This window comes from Comamonas humi (genome assembly GCF_054782535.1).
Map to the genome: position 1 here is coordinate 301,968 of NZ_BAAGSH010000007.1, position 13,686 is coordinate 315,653.

14 protein-coding genes are annotated in these 13,686 nt (G+C 70.4%); 13 read left to right on the plus strand and 1 reads right to left on the minus strand.

Annotated features, from left to right (window positions below; all coding sequences use genetic code 11):
• The first annotated feature begins 297 nt into the window (after window positions 1-297).
• The 3 genes from ilvA to ACYVKR_RS08600 all read left to right on the plus strand — a co-directional run bounded on the left by ilvA (window position 298) and on the right by ACYVKR_RS08600 (window position 3,371).
• A complete protein-coding gene (ilvA, locus tag ACYVKR_RS08590; protein WP_460480388.1) occupies window positions 298-1,872 on the plus strand; it encodes a threonine ammonia-lyase in 1,575 nt (524 codons plus the stop codon).
• 78 nt (window positions 1,873-1,950) lie between these two features.
• Window positions 1,951-2,781, plus strand: a complete 831-nt coding sequence (gene cobS / locus ACYVKR_RS08595; RefSeq protein WP_460480389.1) for an adenosylcobinamide-GDP ribazoletransferase — start codon at window positions 1,951-1,953, stop codon at window positions 2,779-2,781.
• Complete coding sequence (locus ACYVKR_RS08600; RefSeq protein WP_460480390.1) at window positions 2,778-3,371, plus strand: histidine phosphatase family protein; 594 nt, start codon at window positions 2,778-2,780, stop codon at window positions 3,369-3,371. The genes cobS and ACYVKR_RS08600 overlap by 4 nt, the downstream gene beginning before the upstream one ends.
• Here ACYVKR_RS08600 and ACYVKR_RS08605 read toward each other — a convergent pair.
• Window positions 3,358-3,969 (minus strand): type II secretion system protein N, encoded by a 612-nt coding sequence (locus ACYVKR_RS08605; RefSeq protein ID WP_460480391.1) that lies wholly within the window; start codon window positions 3,967-3,969, stop codon window positions 3,358-3,360. The genes ACYVKR_RS08600 and ACYVKR_RS08605 overlap by 14 nt on opposite strands.
• A 51-nt stretch (window positions 3,970-4,020) precedes the next feature.
• On the opposite strand from ACYVKR_RS08605, the gene gspG reads away from it, so the two are divergent.
• From gspG to ACYVKR_RS08655, 10 genes are all read left to right on the plus strand, one after another.
• The gene (gspG, locus tag ACYVKR_RS08610) at window positions 4,021-4,461 is read left to right on the plus strand and encodes a type II secretion system protein GspG (RefSeq protein WP_460480392.1); all 441 of its coding nucleotides are present in this window, start codon (window positions 4,021-4,023) and stop codon (window positions 4,459-4,461) included.
• A gap of 17 nt (window positions 4,462-4,478) precedes the next feature.
• On the plus strand, window positions 4,479-4,904 hold the full coding sequence (locus ACYVKR_RS08615) for a prepilin-type N-terminal cleavage/methylation domain-containing protein (protein ID WP_460480393.1): 426 nt from the start codon (window positions 4,479-4,481) through the stop codon (window positions 4,902-4,904).
• Window positions 4,904-5,263: a type II secretion system minor pseudopilin GspI gene (gene gspI / locus ACYVKR_RS08620; RefSeq protein WP_460480394.1), complete on the plus strand. Its 360-nt coding sequence runs from the start codon at window positions 4,904-4,906 to the stop codon at window positions 5,261-5,263. Before ACYVKR_RS08615 ends, gspI begins: the two co-directional genes overlap by 1 nt.
• Window positions 5,264-5,275: 12 nt before the next feature.
• Window positions 5,276-5,959 carry a PulJ/GspJ family protein gene (locus tag ACYVKR_RS08625; protein WP_460480395.1) on the plus strand — a complete coding sequence of 228 codons (684 nt, stop codon included), beginning with the start codon at window positions 5,276-5,278 and terminating at the stop codon, window positions 5,957-5,959.
• The gene (gspK, locus tag ACYVKR_RS08630) at window positions 5,956-6,942 is read left to right on the plus strand and encodes a type II secretion system minor pseudopilin GspK (RefSeq protein WP_460480396.1); all 987 of its coding nucleotides are present in this window, start codon (window positions 5,956-5,958) and stop codon (window positions 6,940-6,942) included. The genes ACYVKR_RS08625 and gspK overlap by 4 nt, the downstream gene beginning before the upstream one ends.
• Window positions 6,943-6,994: 52 nt before the next feature.
• A complete protein-coding gene (gene gspL / locus ACYVKR_RS08635; protein ID WP_460480397.1) occupies window positions 6,995-8,224 on the plus strand; it encodes a type II secretion system protein L in 1,230 nt (409 codons plus the stop codon).
• The gene (gene gspM, locus ACYVKR_RS08640; protein WP_460480398.1) at window positions 8,221-8,778 is read left to right on the plus strand and encodes a type II secretion system protein GspM; all 558 of its coding nucleotides are present in this window, start codon (window positions 8,221-8,223) and stop codon (window positions 8,776-8,778) included. The genes gspL and gspM overlap by 4 nt, the downstream gene beginning before the upstream one ends.
• Window positions 8,779-9,045: 267 nt before the next feature.
• Complete coding sequence (locus tag ACYVKR_RS08645) at window positions 9,046-9,855, plus strand: type II secretion system protein N (protein ID WP_460480399.1); 810 nt, start codon at window positions 9,046-9,048, stop codon at window positions 9,853-9,855.
• A gap of 4 nt (window positions 9,856-9,859) precedes the next feature.
• Window positions 9,860-12,199, plus strand: a complete 2,340-nt coding sequence (gspD, locus tag ACYVKR_RS08650; protein ID WP_460480400.1) for a type II secretion system secretin GspD — start codon at window positions 9,860-9,862, stop codon at window positions 12,197-12,199.
• Window positions 12,200-12,321: 122 nt separating this feature from the next.
• Window positions 12,322-13,683, plus strand: a complete 1,362-nt coding sequence (locus ACYVKR_RS08655) for a GspE/PulE family protein (protein ID WP_460480401.1) — start codon at window positions 12,322-12,324, stop codon at window positions 13,681-13,683.
• Window positions 13,684-13,686 lie beyond the last annotated feature (3 nt).

Here is a 13,686-nt window from a genome sequence, read left to right on the forward strand (position 1 = left end):
CTCCCAGGCAGGCCTGCCCGGAGAAATTCAAAAATTGTCAGTTGCGCCAGTATGCTTGTTGCGACGCAACAAACCTAGGGTTATACTCTAGCCATCTGCTCTTCGAAGCCGATAGCCGCCAACCCGGCGGGGCGTCGAATGTAGCATGCAAGTTGTCTCCTCCACCTCTCAAAGGTGGTTCTAGCCCCTGATGCAAATCAGGGGCTTTTTTTCGTCTTGTCCCAGTGAACGGGGCGGCGGCCCGGTTGGGCCTATGATCGGCCTTCGCCATTTACCGCTTACCGTTGAATCCCTCGTATGTCGAAATCCCCTGCCGCAGCCCTGACCCCAGCCGACTACCTCAAGAAGATCGTGACCGCCCGCGTCTACGACGTGGCCATCGAGTCGGACCTGGATGCGGCCAAGAACCTGAGCCGCCGGCTGCACAACAAGGTGCTGCTCAAGCGCGAGGACCAGCAGCCGGTGTTCAGCTTCAAGCTGCGCGGCGCCTACAACAAGATGGCGCACCTGACGCCCGAGCAACTGCACAAGGGCGTGATCTGCGCCTCGGCCGGCAACCACGCCCAGGGCGTGGCGCTGGCGGCCAACCGGCTGGGCGCGCGCGCCGTGATCGTGATGCCCGCCACCACGCCGCAGATCAAGGTCGATGCCGTCAAGGGCCTGGGCGGCGAGGTGGTGCTGGCCGGCGAGAGCTTCAGCGATGCCTATGAGCACGCCGTGCGCCTGCAGCTGGAAGAAGGGCTGACCTTCGTCCACCCCTTCGACGACCCGGATGTGATCGCCGGCCAGGGCACGGTGGCCATGGAGATCATGCGCCAGGTGCAGAAGATCGGCTCGGCCCAGCTCCACGCGGTGTTCGTGGCCATCGGCGGCGGCGGCCTGATCAGCGGCGTGGCCAACTACATCAAGGCGGTGAACCCGTCGATCAAGGTGATCGGCGTGCAGATGAACGATTCGGACGCCATGGTGCAGTCGGTGCACCAGGGTGGCCGCGTGACGCTGCCCGACGTGGGCCTGTTTGCCGACGGCACGGCCGTCAAGCTGGTGGGCGAGGAGACCTTCCGCGTGGCCCAGGGCCTGGTGGACGAGTACATCATCGTCGACACCGACGCCGTCTGCGCCGCGATCAAGGACATCTTTGTCGACACCCGCTCGATCGTCGAGCCGTCGGGCGCGATGGCCGTGGCGGCCGTCAAGCAGTACGTGGCCAAGCACAAGACCAAGGGCGAGACCTACGCCGCCATCCTGAGTGGCGCGAACATGAACTTCGACCGCCTGCGCTTCGTGGCCGAGCGCGCCGACGTGGGCGAGGAGAAGGAAGCCCTGCTCGCCGTCACCATCCCCGAGGAGCGCGGCAGCTTCAAGCGCTTCTGCGAGGTCGTGGGCAACCTGCCCGGCGGGCCGCGCAGCGTGACCGAGTTCAACTACCGCATCAGCGACGCCCGGCGCGCCCATGTGTTCGTGGGCGTCTCCACGCACAGCAAGGGCGAGTCGGAGAAGATCGCCCGCAACTTCCAGAAGCAGGGCTTCGACGCGCTGGACCTGACCTTCGACGAGCTGGCCAAGGAGCACCTGCGCCACCTGGTCGGCGGCAGCTCGGCGCTGGCGCGCGACGAGCGCCTGCTGCGCTTCGTCTTCCCCGAGCGGCCAGGCGCGCTGTTCAAGTTCCTCAGCCTGATGGCGCCGACCTGGAACATCAGCCTGTTCCACTACCGCAACCAGGGCGCGGACTACGGCCGCATCCTCGTCGGCATGCAGGTGCCGCCCGAAGACGCCCAGGCCTTCGAGGCCTTCCTGAACACCCTGGGCTATCCCTGGGTGGAGGAAACCCAGAACCCGGCCTACAAGCTGTTCCTGCAGGCCGGGCAATAGGCTTCCAGCCAAATCAGCCTCCAGCGCTTGATGGACAAGCGCTAACAGCTATCAATACAGGAGCAACCAACGCTTCCCATGCAAGCCGTTCGCCACTTCCTGCTGGCGGTGCAGTTCTTCACCCGCATCCCCGTCACTGGCCGGCTCGCCGACTGGGTGGGCTACAGCCCGGCCCTGCTGCGCGCCAGCGCCGGGCATTTTCCGGGCGTGGGCTGGATCGTGGGGCTGGTAGCGGCCGGCATGCTGGCGGCGGTGCAGCTGCTGCTGCCGCAGGGCAATGCCTATGCGCCGCTCGCCGCAGCCATCTTCAGCACGCTGGCCACCGTGCTGCTCACCGGGTGCTTTCATGAAGACGGGCTGAGCGACGTGGTCGACGGTCTGGGCGGCAGCCACGACCGCGACAAGGCCCTGGCCATCATGAAGGACTCGCGCATCGGCGCCTACGGCGCCATGGCCATGGTGCTGGCCGTGGCCGCCAAGACGGCCTTGCTGGCGCTGCTGGCCAGCCACAGCCTGGCGCTGGCGATAGCCACGCTGCTGTCGGGCCATGTGATCGCCCGGCTCTGGCCGCTGTACGTGGTGCGCAGCCTGCCCCATGTGGGCGACACCGCCCAGTCCAAGAGCAAGCCGCTGGCCGAGTTCATCAGCCGGCGCGGCGTCGTCAGCGCCACGCTGTGGGCCCTGCCCGCGGCCGCGCTGCTGGCCTGGTGGCAGGGCTGGCCGGTGCTGGTGCTGGCCCTGCTGCCCAGCGCCGCGGCCGCGCTGTGGATGCGCCAGTGGCTGCAGCGCCGGCTGCAGGGCTTCACCGGCGACGGGCTGGGCGCCACCGAGCAGGTGAGCGAGATCGCGTTCTACCTGGGCATCGCCGCGTCGCTGGGCCCGCTGGGGGCGTGGCTGGGGCAGGCATGACGACCGCCTCAGCCGCGATCTGGCTGCAGCGCCACGCCCAGCCGCTGGTGGCGCGCGGCATCTGCTACGGCGCCACCGACATGCCCGCCGATGCCAAGGCTACCGAGGCCGCCGCCCAGGCCCTGCTGCACGACTGGCGCGAGGCCGGCCTGCCGCCTGGCAGGCTCTGGCACTCACCGCTACAAAGATGCGAGCAGCTGGCGCATACCATTCAAGCGCTGGAGCCTGATTTCACCTTGAATCGGTGCGACGCGCTGCGCGAAATGGACTTCGGCGCCTGGGAAGGCCGGCGCTGGGACGATATCGACCGCCAGGAGCTGCAGTCGTGGACCGACGACTTCTGGCACTACGCGCCCGGCGGCGGCGAGCCGCTGGCGCAGATGATGGAGCGCATCGCCCGCGCACTGCAGGATGCCCGGAGCCACGCAATGCAAGCGCCGGTGCTGTGGATCACGCATGCCGGCGTCATCCAGGGCCTGCACTGGCAGCTCACCCGCGGGGGCCGGCAGCCGAGCGCCCGCGAGTGGCCGTCGGTACGACCGGCCTATGGTGAATGGCTGCGGCTGCCCTTGCCGCTCAGTGGTCGGTGAAGCTGTTGTTGGGATCGAGGATGGGCGCCGGCTGCGCCGGGGCCGCCGCAGCCGGCGGAGGAACCGGAGCCGATGCCGGCGCTGCGGTATTGGCCACCGGCGCGGGAATCGCCACGCTCGCCGGGCTGGCGGGCGCGCCCAGGGCCTTGATCGCCGGCAGGCTGATGGTCACGCTGGCCGGCCCATCGACGCTGGCGCCCAGCGTGACGACGCGGGGCTCGTCCGACTGCATGGCCTGCAGCACCAGGCCGTCGGCCACCGCCGCGCCCACGCGGTAGACCTTGGGCGGCTTGCCGTCCAGCGCGATCACCGCGGCGCCGCCGCCGCTGCTCTTGCCGGCCAGCACGCCCAGCAGCTTCCAGCGGTCGCCGGCAGGCGCCGCCGCGGCCTCGGCCGTGCCGTCGCTGCGGGCGCCGAAGATGCGTGCCAGGCCCTGCGGATCGGCCTGCGCCAGCGGGCCGGCGCCCGCCTGCGGTGCCGTGGCCACGCCGCCGGGCGCGGACAGCCGCAGGCCCCAGAAAACGGCGAGGGCCGCGGCGCCCGCCCACAAAATGCCGGCTGCCAGCCGCGAAGACCAGGGGTTGCGCGAGAGTGTCATGGTTCGCGGATTATGATGCAGGGTCGTGGCAATTTGGATACAGACACCGCAATGACTTTCTCTCCCTCGCGCCTGCGGCGCCGCGTGCAGCAAGGCTTCACCCTGATCGAGCTGATGGTGGTGCTGGTCATCATCGGCGTGCTGGCCGCGCTGATCGTGCCCAATGTGATCGGCGCCGCCGACGAGGCCCGCGTCACCGCCGCGCGCACCGACATCACCAACGTCATGGGCGCGCTCAAGCGCTACCGGCTGGACAACCAGCGCTACCCCACCGCCGAGCAGGGCCTGCAGGCGCTGATCGCGCGCCCCACGTCCGGCCCCCAGCCCATGAACTGGAAGCCCTACCTCGAGAAGCTGCCCAACGACCCCTGGGGCCATCCGTACCAGTACCTGAACCCCGGCATCAAGGGTGAGGTCGACGTGATGAGCTTCGGCGCCGACGGCCAGTCGGGCGGCGAAGGCAACAACGCCGACCTGGGCAGCTGGCAATAACCGGTCACCTGCTCCGCATGACCGCCAGGCCTGCCCGCGGCTTCACGCTGGTCGAGATGCTCGTCGTGATCTCGCTCATGGCGCTGGTCGGCGTCGGCGTGGTCTTCGCCATCGGCGACGGCAGCGGCGACCGGCTGCAGCGCGAAGGCCAGCGGCTCGCGGCGCAGCTCGAGTCGGCCCGCGCGCAGTCGCGCGCCAGCGGCCTGCCCGCGCGCTGGCGTGCCGACAGCCAGGGTTTCATCATCGAAGGCCTGCTCGGCGGCAGCCGCCAGGTCGCTTGGCTGTACCCGCCGGTGACTGTCCGCACCGGTGCAGACGTGGTGCTGGGCCCCGAGCCGCTGATCGGCCCGCAGGCCATCTGGCTCAGCCAGCCCGGCAGCCCGGCCGCCGCCATTGCCGTGGCCACCGACGGCGCCCGGCCCTTTGCGGTCCAGCCCCAGTGATGGCCCGGCGCGCACACGGATTCACATTGATCGAGGTGCTGGTGGCGCTGGCCATCGTCGCCATCGCGCTGCTCGCGGGCGGCAAGGCCATGCAGGCGCTGACGCAGACGGCCGATCGGCAGAGCGACGTGATGCTGGCGCAGATCTGCGCCGAGAACCAGCTGGTGGCCGCGCGCCTGTCCAACCAGTTGCCGGGGCTGGGCAACACCACCGTGCCCTGCGAGCAGGCCGGCCGCGCCTACGAGGTGCGGGTGGATGTCTTCCCCACGCCCAACCCGCTGTTCCGCCGCATCGATGCGCAGGCGCTGCGCGGCGGCAGCCCTATCGTGCGCGTCTCCACGGTCGTCGGCCGCAACTGAAACCATAGCAGCATGCGCAATATCCACCGCGGCTTCACGCTGATCGAGCTCTTGATCGCCATCGCGATCCTGGCCGGCATGACGGTGCTCAGCTGGCGCGGCATCGACGGCATGGTGCAGGCCCAGCAGCAGGCCCGCGCCTACAGCGACGAGGTGATGGTGGCGCAGGCCGCGCTGGCGCAGTGGAGCACCGACCTGAACGCCATCGAGCGCGTGGCCCAGACCACGCCGCTGGAGTGGGACGGCCGCCTGCTGCGCATGACCCGGCGCGGCAGCGACATCGAGGAGCGCGGCCTGCGCGTGGTGGCCTGGAGCCAGCAGGAGCGCGACGGCACCACCTACTGGCTGCGCTGGCAGTCGCCGCCGCTGCGCACCGTCGACGAATGGCGCCAGGCCTGGGCCAGCGCCGCCGTCTGGTCCGGCAGCCCCGGGGCCGACCTGCGCAGCAACGAAACACGGCTGATGCCGGTGCTGGGCTGGCAGCTGCTGTACTTCCGCGAGAACAGCTGGACCAACCCGCTGTCGGCCGGCAACGTCAACGCCCCGGCCGACGTGAACGACCCCACCGCGCGCGGCAACCGCCAGCCGCTGCCCGACGGCATCCGCCTGACGCTGCAGCTGCCCGCGCCGGGCGCGCTGGCCGGCACCCTGGTGCAGGACTGGGTGAACCCGCTGCTGGGGAGCAACAAGTCATGAGGCGCCGCTCCCGGCTGCAGCAAGGCGGGGTGGCCCTGCTGGCCGCCATGCTCACCGTCACCCTGGTGGCGACCATCGCCGCCGCCGCCGTCTGGCAGCAGTGGCGCAACCTCGAGGTCGAGGGCGCCGAGCGCACCCGCGTACAGGCCGCATGGCTGCTGCTGGCGGGGCTGGATTTCTCGCGGCTGATCCTGCGCGAGGACGCGCGCCAGGGCGGCGTGGACGACCTCTCCGAACCCTGGGCCGTGCCGCTGGCCGAGGCGCGCCTGTCCACCTTCCTGCAGGCGCAGAACAACCAGAGCCAGGTGGGCGACGACACCATCGATGCGCAGGCGGCCTTTCTCTCGGGCATGGTGGTGGACGCGCAATCGCGCCTGAATGTGCGCAACCTCATCAGCGCCAACCAGATCGATCCATTCGCGCTGCAGCAGTTCTCGCGCCTGTTCTCCCGCCTGGGCCTGTCCGGCGCCGAGCTGACCCGGCTGACCCAGGCCGCCCTGCTCGCGCTGCGCGAGGACAAGGTCGAAGGCACGGCGCCGCTGGTGCCGCGCACCTGGAAGGAGCTGGCCTGGTGGGGCCTGTCGCCCGCCACGCTGCAGGCGCTGGAGCCCTACGCGACCATCCTGCCGATCAAGACCCCGGTCAACATCAACACCGCGTCGGCCACCGTGCTCTACGCCGCGGTGGACAAGCTCGACCCCGCCGCCGCGCAGCAGATCACGCAGCTGCGCCAGAGCGCGCCGTTCAAGGACACGGCCGACCTGCTGCAGCGCGTACCCCGGCCGGCGCTGCAGGAGGCCGTCAACCGCGCCGGCAACCCGCTGTCCACCAGCACCAACTACTTCGAGGTCTGGGCGCGGCTGCGCTTCGACGACCTGGTGGTGCAGGAGCGCTCGCTGGTCTACCGCCAGGGCCTGGCGGTGACCACCGTGGTGCGCGAGCGCGGCGCCGCGCTACCCAGCGAACCGGGAAGCCGATCGTGACAAACATATTGCATCTGTGTGAACCCTGCACCCCTACAATGCGGCGCACACCATGAGTACCTTGATCCTTACCCTGCCCATGCCGGACGGCGCCGAGGCGCTGTACAGCTACGCGCTGTCGCCCGACGGGCGCAGCATGGCCCAGCATGGCAGCACCACGGCCGCGCTGCTGCCCCACCCGGGCCGGGCCGGCGAGACCGTGGCCGTGGTGCCGGCGCGCCTGCTGTCGTGGCACCGCGTCACGCTGCCGCAGGGGGTTTCGGCCCAATCGCCGCGGCTGCGCGCCGTGCTGGAGGGCCTGCTGGAAGAATGGCTGCTCGACGAGCCGGGCCAGCTGCACTTTGCGCTGCAGCCCCAGGCCCATGCCGGCGCGCCCGTGTGGGTGGCCACCTGCCCCCGCGCCTGGCTGCGCGAGCACCTGCAGGCGCTCGAGGCCGCGGGCCGCGCCATCGGCCGCATCGTGCCCAGCCACACCCCCGACACGGCCTCGCCCGATGGCGCCACCGTGCTGGTCACCGGCACGCCCGAGGCGGCCCAGGCGCTGTGCTACGGCCTGGGCGAGGCTGTCGTGCCGCTGCCGCTCACGCGCGAGACCGCCGCGCTGCTGCCTGCCACTTCCGAGGCTCCATCCGATGCGCCGGTCTTTCATGCCGAGCCCGCCGCCGTGGCCGTGGCCGAGCAGTTGCTTGGCCGGCCGGTGCTGCTCTACAGCGCGGCGCAGACCATGCTGGATGCCGCCGCCAGCGACTGGGATCTGGCCCAGCTCGACTTTGCCAACTCGGGCCGCCAGCGCATGCAAAGGCGATTGGGCAGCGGCCTCAACGACGTGCTGCACGCGCCCGCCTGGCGCCCGGCCCGCTGGGGCGCGCTGGCGCTCGCGGTGGTGGCGCTGGTCGGCGTCAACGCCCGCGCCTGGCAAGAGCGCCAGCAACTGAAGGCCAAGCAGACCATGGTGCGCAACATCCTGACCACCAGCTTTCCCAAGGTGCAGGTCGTGGTCGACGCGCCCATGCAGATGGCGCGCGAGGTCGCGCTGCTGCGCCAGGCCTCGGGCGGGCTCACGCCCGGCGACCTGGAGCCGTTGCTGGCCGCTGCCGGCGAGGCGCTGACCGCACTGCCACCGGGCAGCATGCCCAGGCAGATCGAATACGCCAACCACGAGCTGCGCCTGCGCGGCCTGCCCGCCGCCAGCCTCGACGCCTTCCGCGGCCGGCTGCAGACCCAGGGCGCCCAGGTCGACGTGCAGAACGACCAGTGGGTGGTCCGGGAGGCCCGCCAATGAAGCGCGCCACCCAATCCAACCGCAACGCCTCCGCCGCCACCACCCTGCTGCGCCAGCGCTGGCAGGCGCTGGCGCCGCGCGAGCGGCGCCTGGTGTCCATCGCCGCGCTGCTGGTCGTGCTCGCCGTGCTGTGGTGGCTGCTGCTGGCGCCCGCCATCGCCACGCTGCGCGGCGCGCCCGCCGAACACCAGCGGCTGGACCAGCAGCTCGCCGAGATGCAGGCGCTCGAGACCCAGGCCCGCCAGCTGCAGGGCGGCACCCGGCTGTCCGCCACGCAGGCGCTGCAGCAGGTCGAATCGTCGCTCGCCCAGCAGCTCGGCAAGAGCGCCACGCTGGCCCGCCAGGGCGACCGCATCACCGTCACCCTGACCAACGCCGCCGCGGCGCCGCTGCAGCAATGGCTGGCCCAGGTGCGCGCCAATGCGCACGCGGTGCCCCTCGACATGCGGATCACCCGCGGCACGGCCGGCGCTGGCAAGGCAGACGCCAAGGCCGATGCCGCTGCGCCGTCGCATTGGTCGGGCAGCATCGTGTTCAGCCTGCCTGCGCCCTAGAGCGTGTTATGCACTTTTACGTACCCGCGTTGGCCCGCAGGCCGGATGATCGCAAGGCGCAGTGCGCAGCCAAGGCTGGGTGCCTTGGCAAGCGCTGCAACGCGGCGAGCGCCGGCCTGCGGGCCAACCCGGAGGGAAAGCCGGGGAAAGGCCCGGCCACTTTGTTGCAGTCCGCTGGCGGTGTGCGAACCGCTGCACGGCCTGCGTCGCGTTGCCGGGCCTTTCCCCGGCTTTCGCGGGCACGTAAAAGTGCATAACACGCTCAAAATGTCCAGGCGCGCCCGCTCTCCCTTCCCCGCAGCGCACAGCGGCACTCCGCCCTGGCGCTGGGCCGCCACCGGCGCGCTGCTGGGCGGCGCGGCCGCTGCGCTGCTGTGGGCGCCGGCACACTGGCTGGCCGGCGCCGTGGCCTGGGCGAGCCAGGGCCAGCTGCAGTTCGTCGAGCCGCGCGGCACCGTGTGGAACGGCTCGGCCCAGTGGGTGCTGACCGGCGGCGCGCACAGCCGCGACCGCATGGCCTTGCCCGGCCGTGTGCAGTGGCAGCTGCGGCCCTCGTGGTCCGGCGCGCTGCTGCGCTGGCATGCCGACTGCTGCATGCGCGAGCCCTTGGCCATGGCCATCGCGCCGCGCTGGGGCGGCGCCACGCTGTCGCTGCCGGCGCACGAAAGCCAGTGGCCCGCGTCACTGCTGACCGGCCTGGGCACGCCGTGGAATACCATGGAGCCGCAGGGCCAGCTGCGCCTGCGCAGCAGCGGCCTGCAGCTGCAGCTCAACGCCGGCCGGTTGCAGCTGAGCGGCGAGGCCACGCTGGAGGCGCTGGCGGTGACGTCGCGCCTCTCGACCGTGCGGCCGCTGGGCAGCTACCAGGCACTGCTGCAAGGCGGTGACATGGCCTCCCTCTCGGTCAAGACCCTGCAGGGGCCGTTCTTCGTGCAGGGCAGCGGCCAGTGGGTCGGCCAGCGCCTGCGCTTCACCGGCGAGGCCTGGGCTGCGGAAGGCAGCGAGGCCGCGCTGGGCAATCTGTTGAATATCATTGGGCAGCGCCGGGGTACGCGCTCCTTGCTCTCGGTGGGCTGAATTTATGAAACACTTGACACAGCACAGCGTTCGATTTGCTCTGCATTCCATAGCTGCTGGCGCTTTCCTGATCTGCTCTGCAGGCCAAATCCATGCACAAACCGCGGTCAACGCCGGCACCAGCAGCGTGCGCGCCGGCGAACCGGTCACGCTGAACTTCGCCAATGCCGACATCGAATCGGTGGCCCGCACCATGGCCACCATCACCGGCAAGAACGTGGTGGTGGACCCGCGCGTCAAGGGCACGATGAACCTGGTGACGGACAAGGCGGTGACGCCCGCCGCCGCGTTCGAACAGTTCCTCGCGGCGCTCCGGCTGCAGAGCTACACCGTGGTCGAGGCCGCGGGCCTGTACAAGGTCGTGCCCGAGGCCGATGCCAAGCTGCAGGGCAACACGGTGCGCATCACCCAGGGCGGCAGCACGCGCAGCGCGCAGGGCGGCGGGCAAGGCGGCGGCCAGATCGTGACGCAGATCTTCAAGCTCAACTTCGAGAACGCCAACCACCTGGTGCCGGTGCTGCGCCCGCTGATCAGCCCCAACAACACCATCAACGTCAACCCCGGCAACAACTCGCTGGTCATCACCGACTACGCCGACAACCTGCAGCGCATCGCCCGCATCATCGCCAGCATGGACGTGGCCAACGCCAGCGACGTGGAGTTGATCCCGCTGCAGCACGCCATCGCCTCCGACGTGGTGCCGCTGCTGCAGCGCCTGGTGGACGGCGGCGGCTCCGGCGCCGCGCCCGCCACCGCCACGGGCCAGGCCGACAGCTCGTACCGCACCACGCTGCTGGCCGACTCGCGCACCAACACCATCCTGCTGCGCGCGGCCAACCCGGCGCGCGTGGCCCAGGTCAAGGCCCTGGTGGCCAAGCTCGACCTGCCCTCGCGCAGCGGCAGCGGCGGCCCCGAGGGCGCGGGCAACATCCATGTGGTCTACCTGAAGAACGCCGACGCGACCGCGCTCGCGGGCACGCTGCGCGCCGCGCTGTCGGGGCAGGACGGCGGGGCGGGCGGCGGCCTGTCCACCGGCGGGCTCTCGTCCACCGGCAGCAGCGGCGGCCTGTCGTCGGGCAACCGCGGCACGGGCCTGTCGTCAGGCAGCACCAGCATCGGCGGCAGCACGGGCAGCAGCAACAGCGGCCTCGGCAGCGGCGGCCTGGGCGGCGGCCGGCTCAATGCCAACTCCTCGCTGGGCGGCACCAGCGGTGGCGCCAGCGCCACCGGTGGCATCATCCAGGCCGACGTGGCGACCAACTCGCTCATCATCACCGCGCCCGAACCGCTGTACCGGCAGATCCGCGCGGTGATCGACCAGCTCGACAGCCGCCGCGCCCAGGTGCTGGTGGAGAGCCTGATCACCGAGGTGAACGTGGACAAGGCCGCGCAGTTCGGCGTGCAGTGGCAGAGCCTGCTGGGGCGCGGCAACAGCGTGGTCGGCCTGGTGGGCAGCAACTTCACCGTGGGCGGCACCAACCTCTTCAACCTGGCGGCGGGCATTGCCGCGGGCAGCGCCTCGGGCGACTACAGCGGCGTGAAGCCCTCGCCCGGCATGAACCTGGGCGTGGGCGTGCGGCACAACGGCGAGTTCGTACTGGGCGCGCTGGCCAACCTGCTGCAGGCCAGCGGCGACGGCAACGTGCTCTCCACCCCCAACCTGCTGACGCTGGACAACCAGGAGGCGCAGATCCTGATCGGCGAGAACGTGCCCTTCGTGACCGGCTCGTACGCCACCACCGGCAGCACCAGCACGGTCAACCCCTTCACCACGGTGGAGCGCAAGGACGTGGGCCTGACGCTGCGCGTGCGCCCGCAGATCAATGCCAACGGCACGGTCAAGCTCACCATCTACCAGGAGACCTCGTCCGTGAAGGACGGCACGGCCAACAACACCAACGGGCCCACCACCACCAAGCGCTCCATCGAGTCGACGGTGCTGGTCGAGGACGGCTCCATCATCGTGCTCGGCGGCCTGCTGCAGGACCAGTACCAGGGCTCGGTGCAGAAGGTGCCATGGCTGGGCGACATCCCCGGCGTGGGCGCGCTGTTCCGCAGCGACACCCGCACCCGCACCAAGACCAACCTGATGGTCTTCCTGCGCCCGGTGGTGGTGCGCGACGCCAATGCCAGCCAGCAGCTCAGCATGGACCGCTACGACCTGATGCGCGGCGTGCAGCAGGCCCACCAGCCCGAGCGCAGCAGCACGGTGCCGATCAACGAGTCGGCCATCATGACGCCGCTGCAGCAGCAGACCATTGGCGCGCCGCTGGGCCATTCCGAAACCCCGGTGGTGCAGGCCGCGCCGCTGGTGGTCACGCCGCAGGGCATGCAGCCGCAGTAAGGCGCCCCCGCAAAAACCATAGCTGCTTGCGCTTGGTATAAAAGCATTTCAATACTAAAGATACTTGAAACCCTTCAATAACAAGCGCCAGCAGCTCATTTTTTCATAGTCACTTCCAGCCCATGCGCCACCCGCTCCCCTACGCCTTTGCCCGCGGCAGCCAGTTGCTGCTGGAGGAAGACGCCGGCCAGACCGTGCTGTGGCACGGCCCGCAGCCCAATGCCAGCGCGCTGTCCGAGGTGCTGCGCAAGTACCCGGTGCAGCACCTGGCGCCGCTGGCCGCCGACCAGCTCGCGCAGCGCATCAGCCAGGCCTACTCGCACAGCGACTCGAACGCCGCGACGGTGATCAGCGAGGTCGAGTCGGATGCCGACCTGTCGCGCATGATGCAGGACATCCCGGCGGTGGAAGACCTGCTCGAATCCGCCGGCGACGCGCCCATCATCCGCATGCTCAACGCCCTGCTCACGCAGGCCGCGCGCGACGGCGCCAGCGACATCCACATCGAGCCCTACGAGCGCCACTCCAGCGTGCGCTTTCGCATCGACGGCGCGCTGCGCGAGGTGGTGCAGCCGCACCGCGCGCTGCACGCGGCGCTGATCTCGCGCCTGAAGATCATGGCCGACCTCGACATCTCCGAGAAGCGCCTGCCGCAGGACGGCCGCATCAGCCTGCGCCTGGGCACGCGCGCCATCGACGTGCGCGTCTCCACGCTGCCCAGCGCCCACGGCGAGCGCGCCGTGCTGCGCCTGCTCGACAAGAGCGAGAGCAAGCTCACGCTGCAGGCCGTGGGCATGCAGGGCCAGACGCTGGCGCGCTTCAACCAGCTCATCGCGCAGCCGCACGGCATCGTGCTCGTCACCGGCCCCACCGGCTCGGGCAAGACCACCACGCTGTACGCCGCGCTGGGCCAGATGGACGCCACGCAGGGCAACATCATGACGGTGGAAGACCCCATCGAGTACGAGCTGCCCGGCATCGGCCAGACCCAGGTCAACCCCAAGATCGACCTCACGTTCGCCAAGGCGCTGCGCGCCATCCTGCGCCAGGACCCGGACGTCATCATGATCGGCGAGATCCGCGACTTCGAGACCGCGCAGATCGCCATCCAGGCCTCGCTCACCGGCCACCTGGTGCTGGCCACGCTGCACACCAACGACGCCACCAGCGCCATCACCCGCCTGACCGACATGGGCGTGGAGCCCTTCCTGCTGTCGTCGTCGCTGCTGGGCGTGCTGGCCCAGCGCCTGGTGCGCAAGATCGACGCCACCGAGGAAAGCGGCTACAAGGGCCGCACCGGCATCTTCGAGCTGCTGGTGGTGGACGACGCCATCCGCCAGCAGATCCACAACCAGGCCGCCGAGGGCGACATCCGCGCCACCGCGCAGGCCGCCGGCATGCACCTGATGCGCGACGACGGCGAACGCCTGGTGCGCGAGGGCATCACCACGGCGGAAGAAGTCGTCCGCGTGACGCGGGACTGAGGG

What these genes read in the sequence shown, in the direction of transcription:
- ilvA (WP_460480388.1), top strand. Translation starts at nt 298, where the DNA reads ATGTCGAAATCCCCTGCCGCAGCCCTGACCCCAGCCGACTACCTCAAG.
- cobS (WP_460480389.1), top strand. Translation starts at nt 1,951, where the DNA reads ATGCAAGCCGTTCGCCACTTCCTGCTGGCGGTGCAGTTCTTCACCCGC.
- ACYVKR_RS08600 (WP_460480390.1), top strand. Translation starts at nt 2,778, where the DNA reads ATGACGACCGCCTCAGCCGCGATCTGGCTGCAGCGCCACGCCCAGCCG.
- ACYVKR_RS08605 (WP_460480391.1), bottom strand. Translation starts at nt 3,969, where the DNA reads ATGACACTCTCGCGCAACCCCTGGTCTTCGCGGCTGGCAGCCGGCATT.
- gspG (WP_460480392.1), top strand. Translation starts at nt 4,021, where the DNA reads ATGACTTTCTCTCCCTCGCGCCTGCGGCGCCGCGTGCAGCAAGGCTTC.
- ACYVKR_RS08615 (WP_460480393.1), top strand. Translation starts at nt 4,479, where the DNA reads ATGACCGCCAGGCCTGCCCGCGGCTTCACGCTGGTCGAGATGCTCGTC.
- gspI (WP_460480394.1), top strand. Translation starts at nt 4,904, where the DNA reads ATGGCCCGGCGCGCACACGGATTCACATTGATCGAGGTGCTGGTGGCG.
- ACYVKR_RS08625 (WP_460480395.1), top strand. Translation starts at nt 5,276, where the DNA reads ATGCGCAATATCCACCGCGGCTTCACGCTGATCGAGCTCTTGATCGCC.
- gspK (WP_460480396.1), top strand. Translation starts at nt 5,956, where the DNA reads ATGAGGCGCCGCTCCCGGCTGCAGCAAGGCGGGGTGGCCCTGCTGGCC.
- gspL (WP_460480397.1), top strand. Translation starts at nt 6,995, where the DNA reads ATGAGTACCTTGATCCTTACCCTGCCCATGCCGGACGGCGCCGAGGCG.
- gspM (WP_460480398.1), top strand. Translation starts at nt 8,221, where the DNA reads ATGAAGCGCGCCACCCAATCCAACCGCAACGCCTCCGCCGCCACCACC.
- ACYVKR_RS08645 (WP_460480399.1), top strand. Translation starts at nt 9,046, where the DNA reads ATGTCCAGGCGCGCCCGCTCTCCCTTCCCCGCAGCGCACAGCGGCACT.
- gspD (WP_460480400.1), top strand. Translation starts at nt 9,860, where the DNA reads ATGAAACACTTGACACAGCACAGCGTTCGATTTGCTCTGCATTCCATA.
- ACYVKR_RS08655 (WP_460480401.1), top strand. Translation starts at nt 12,322, where the DNA reads ATGCGCCACCCGCTCCCCTACGCCTTTGCCCGCGGCAGCCAGTTGCTG.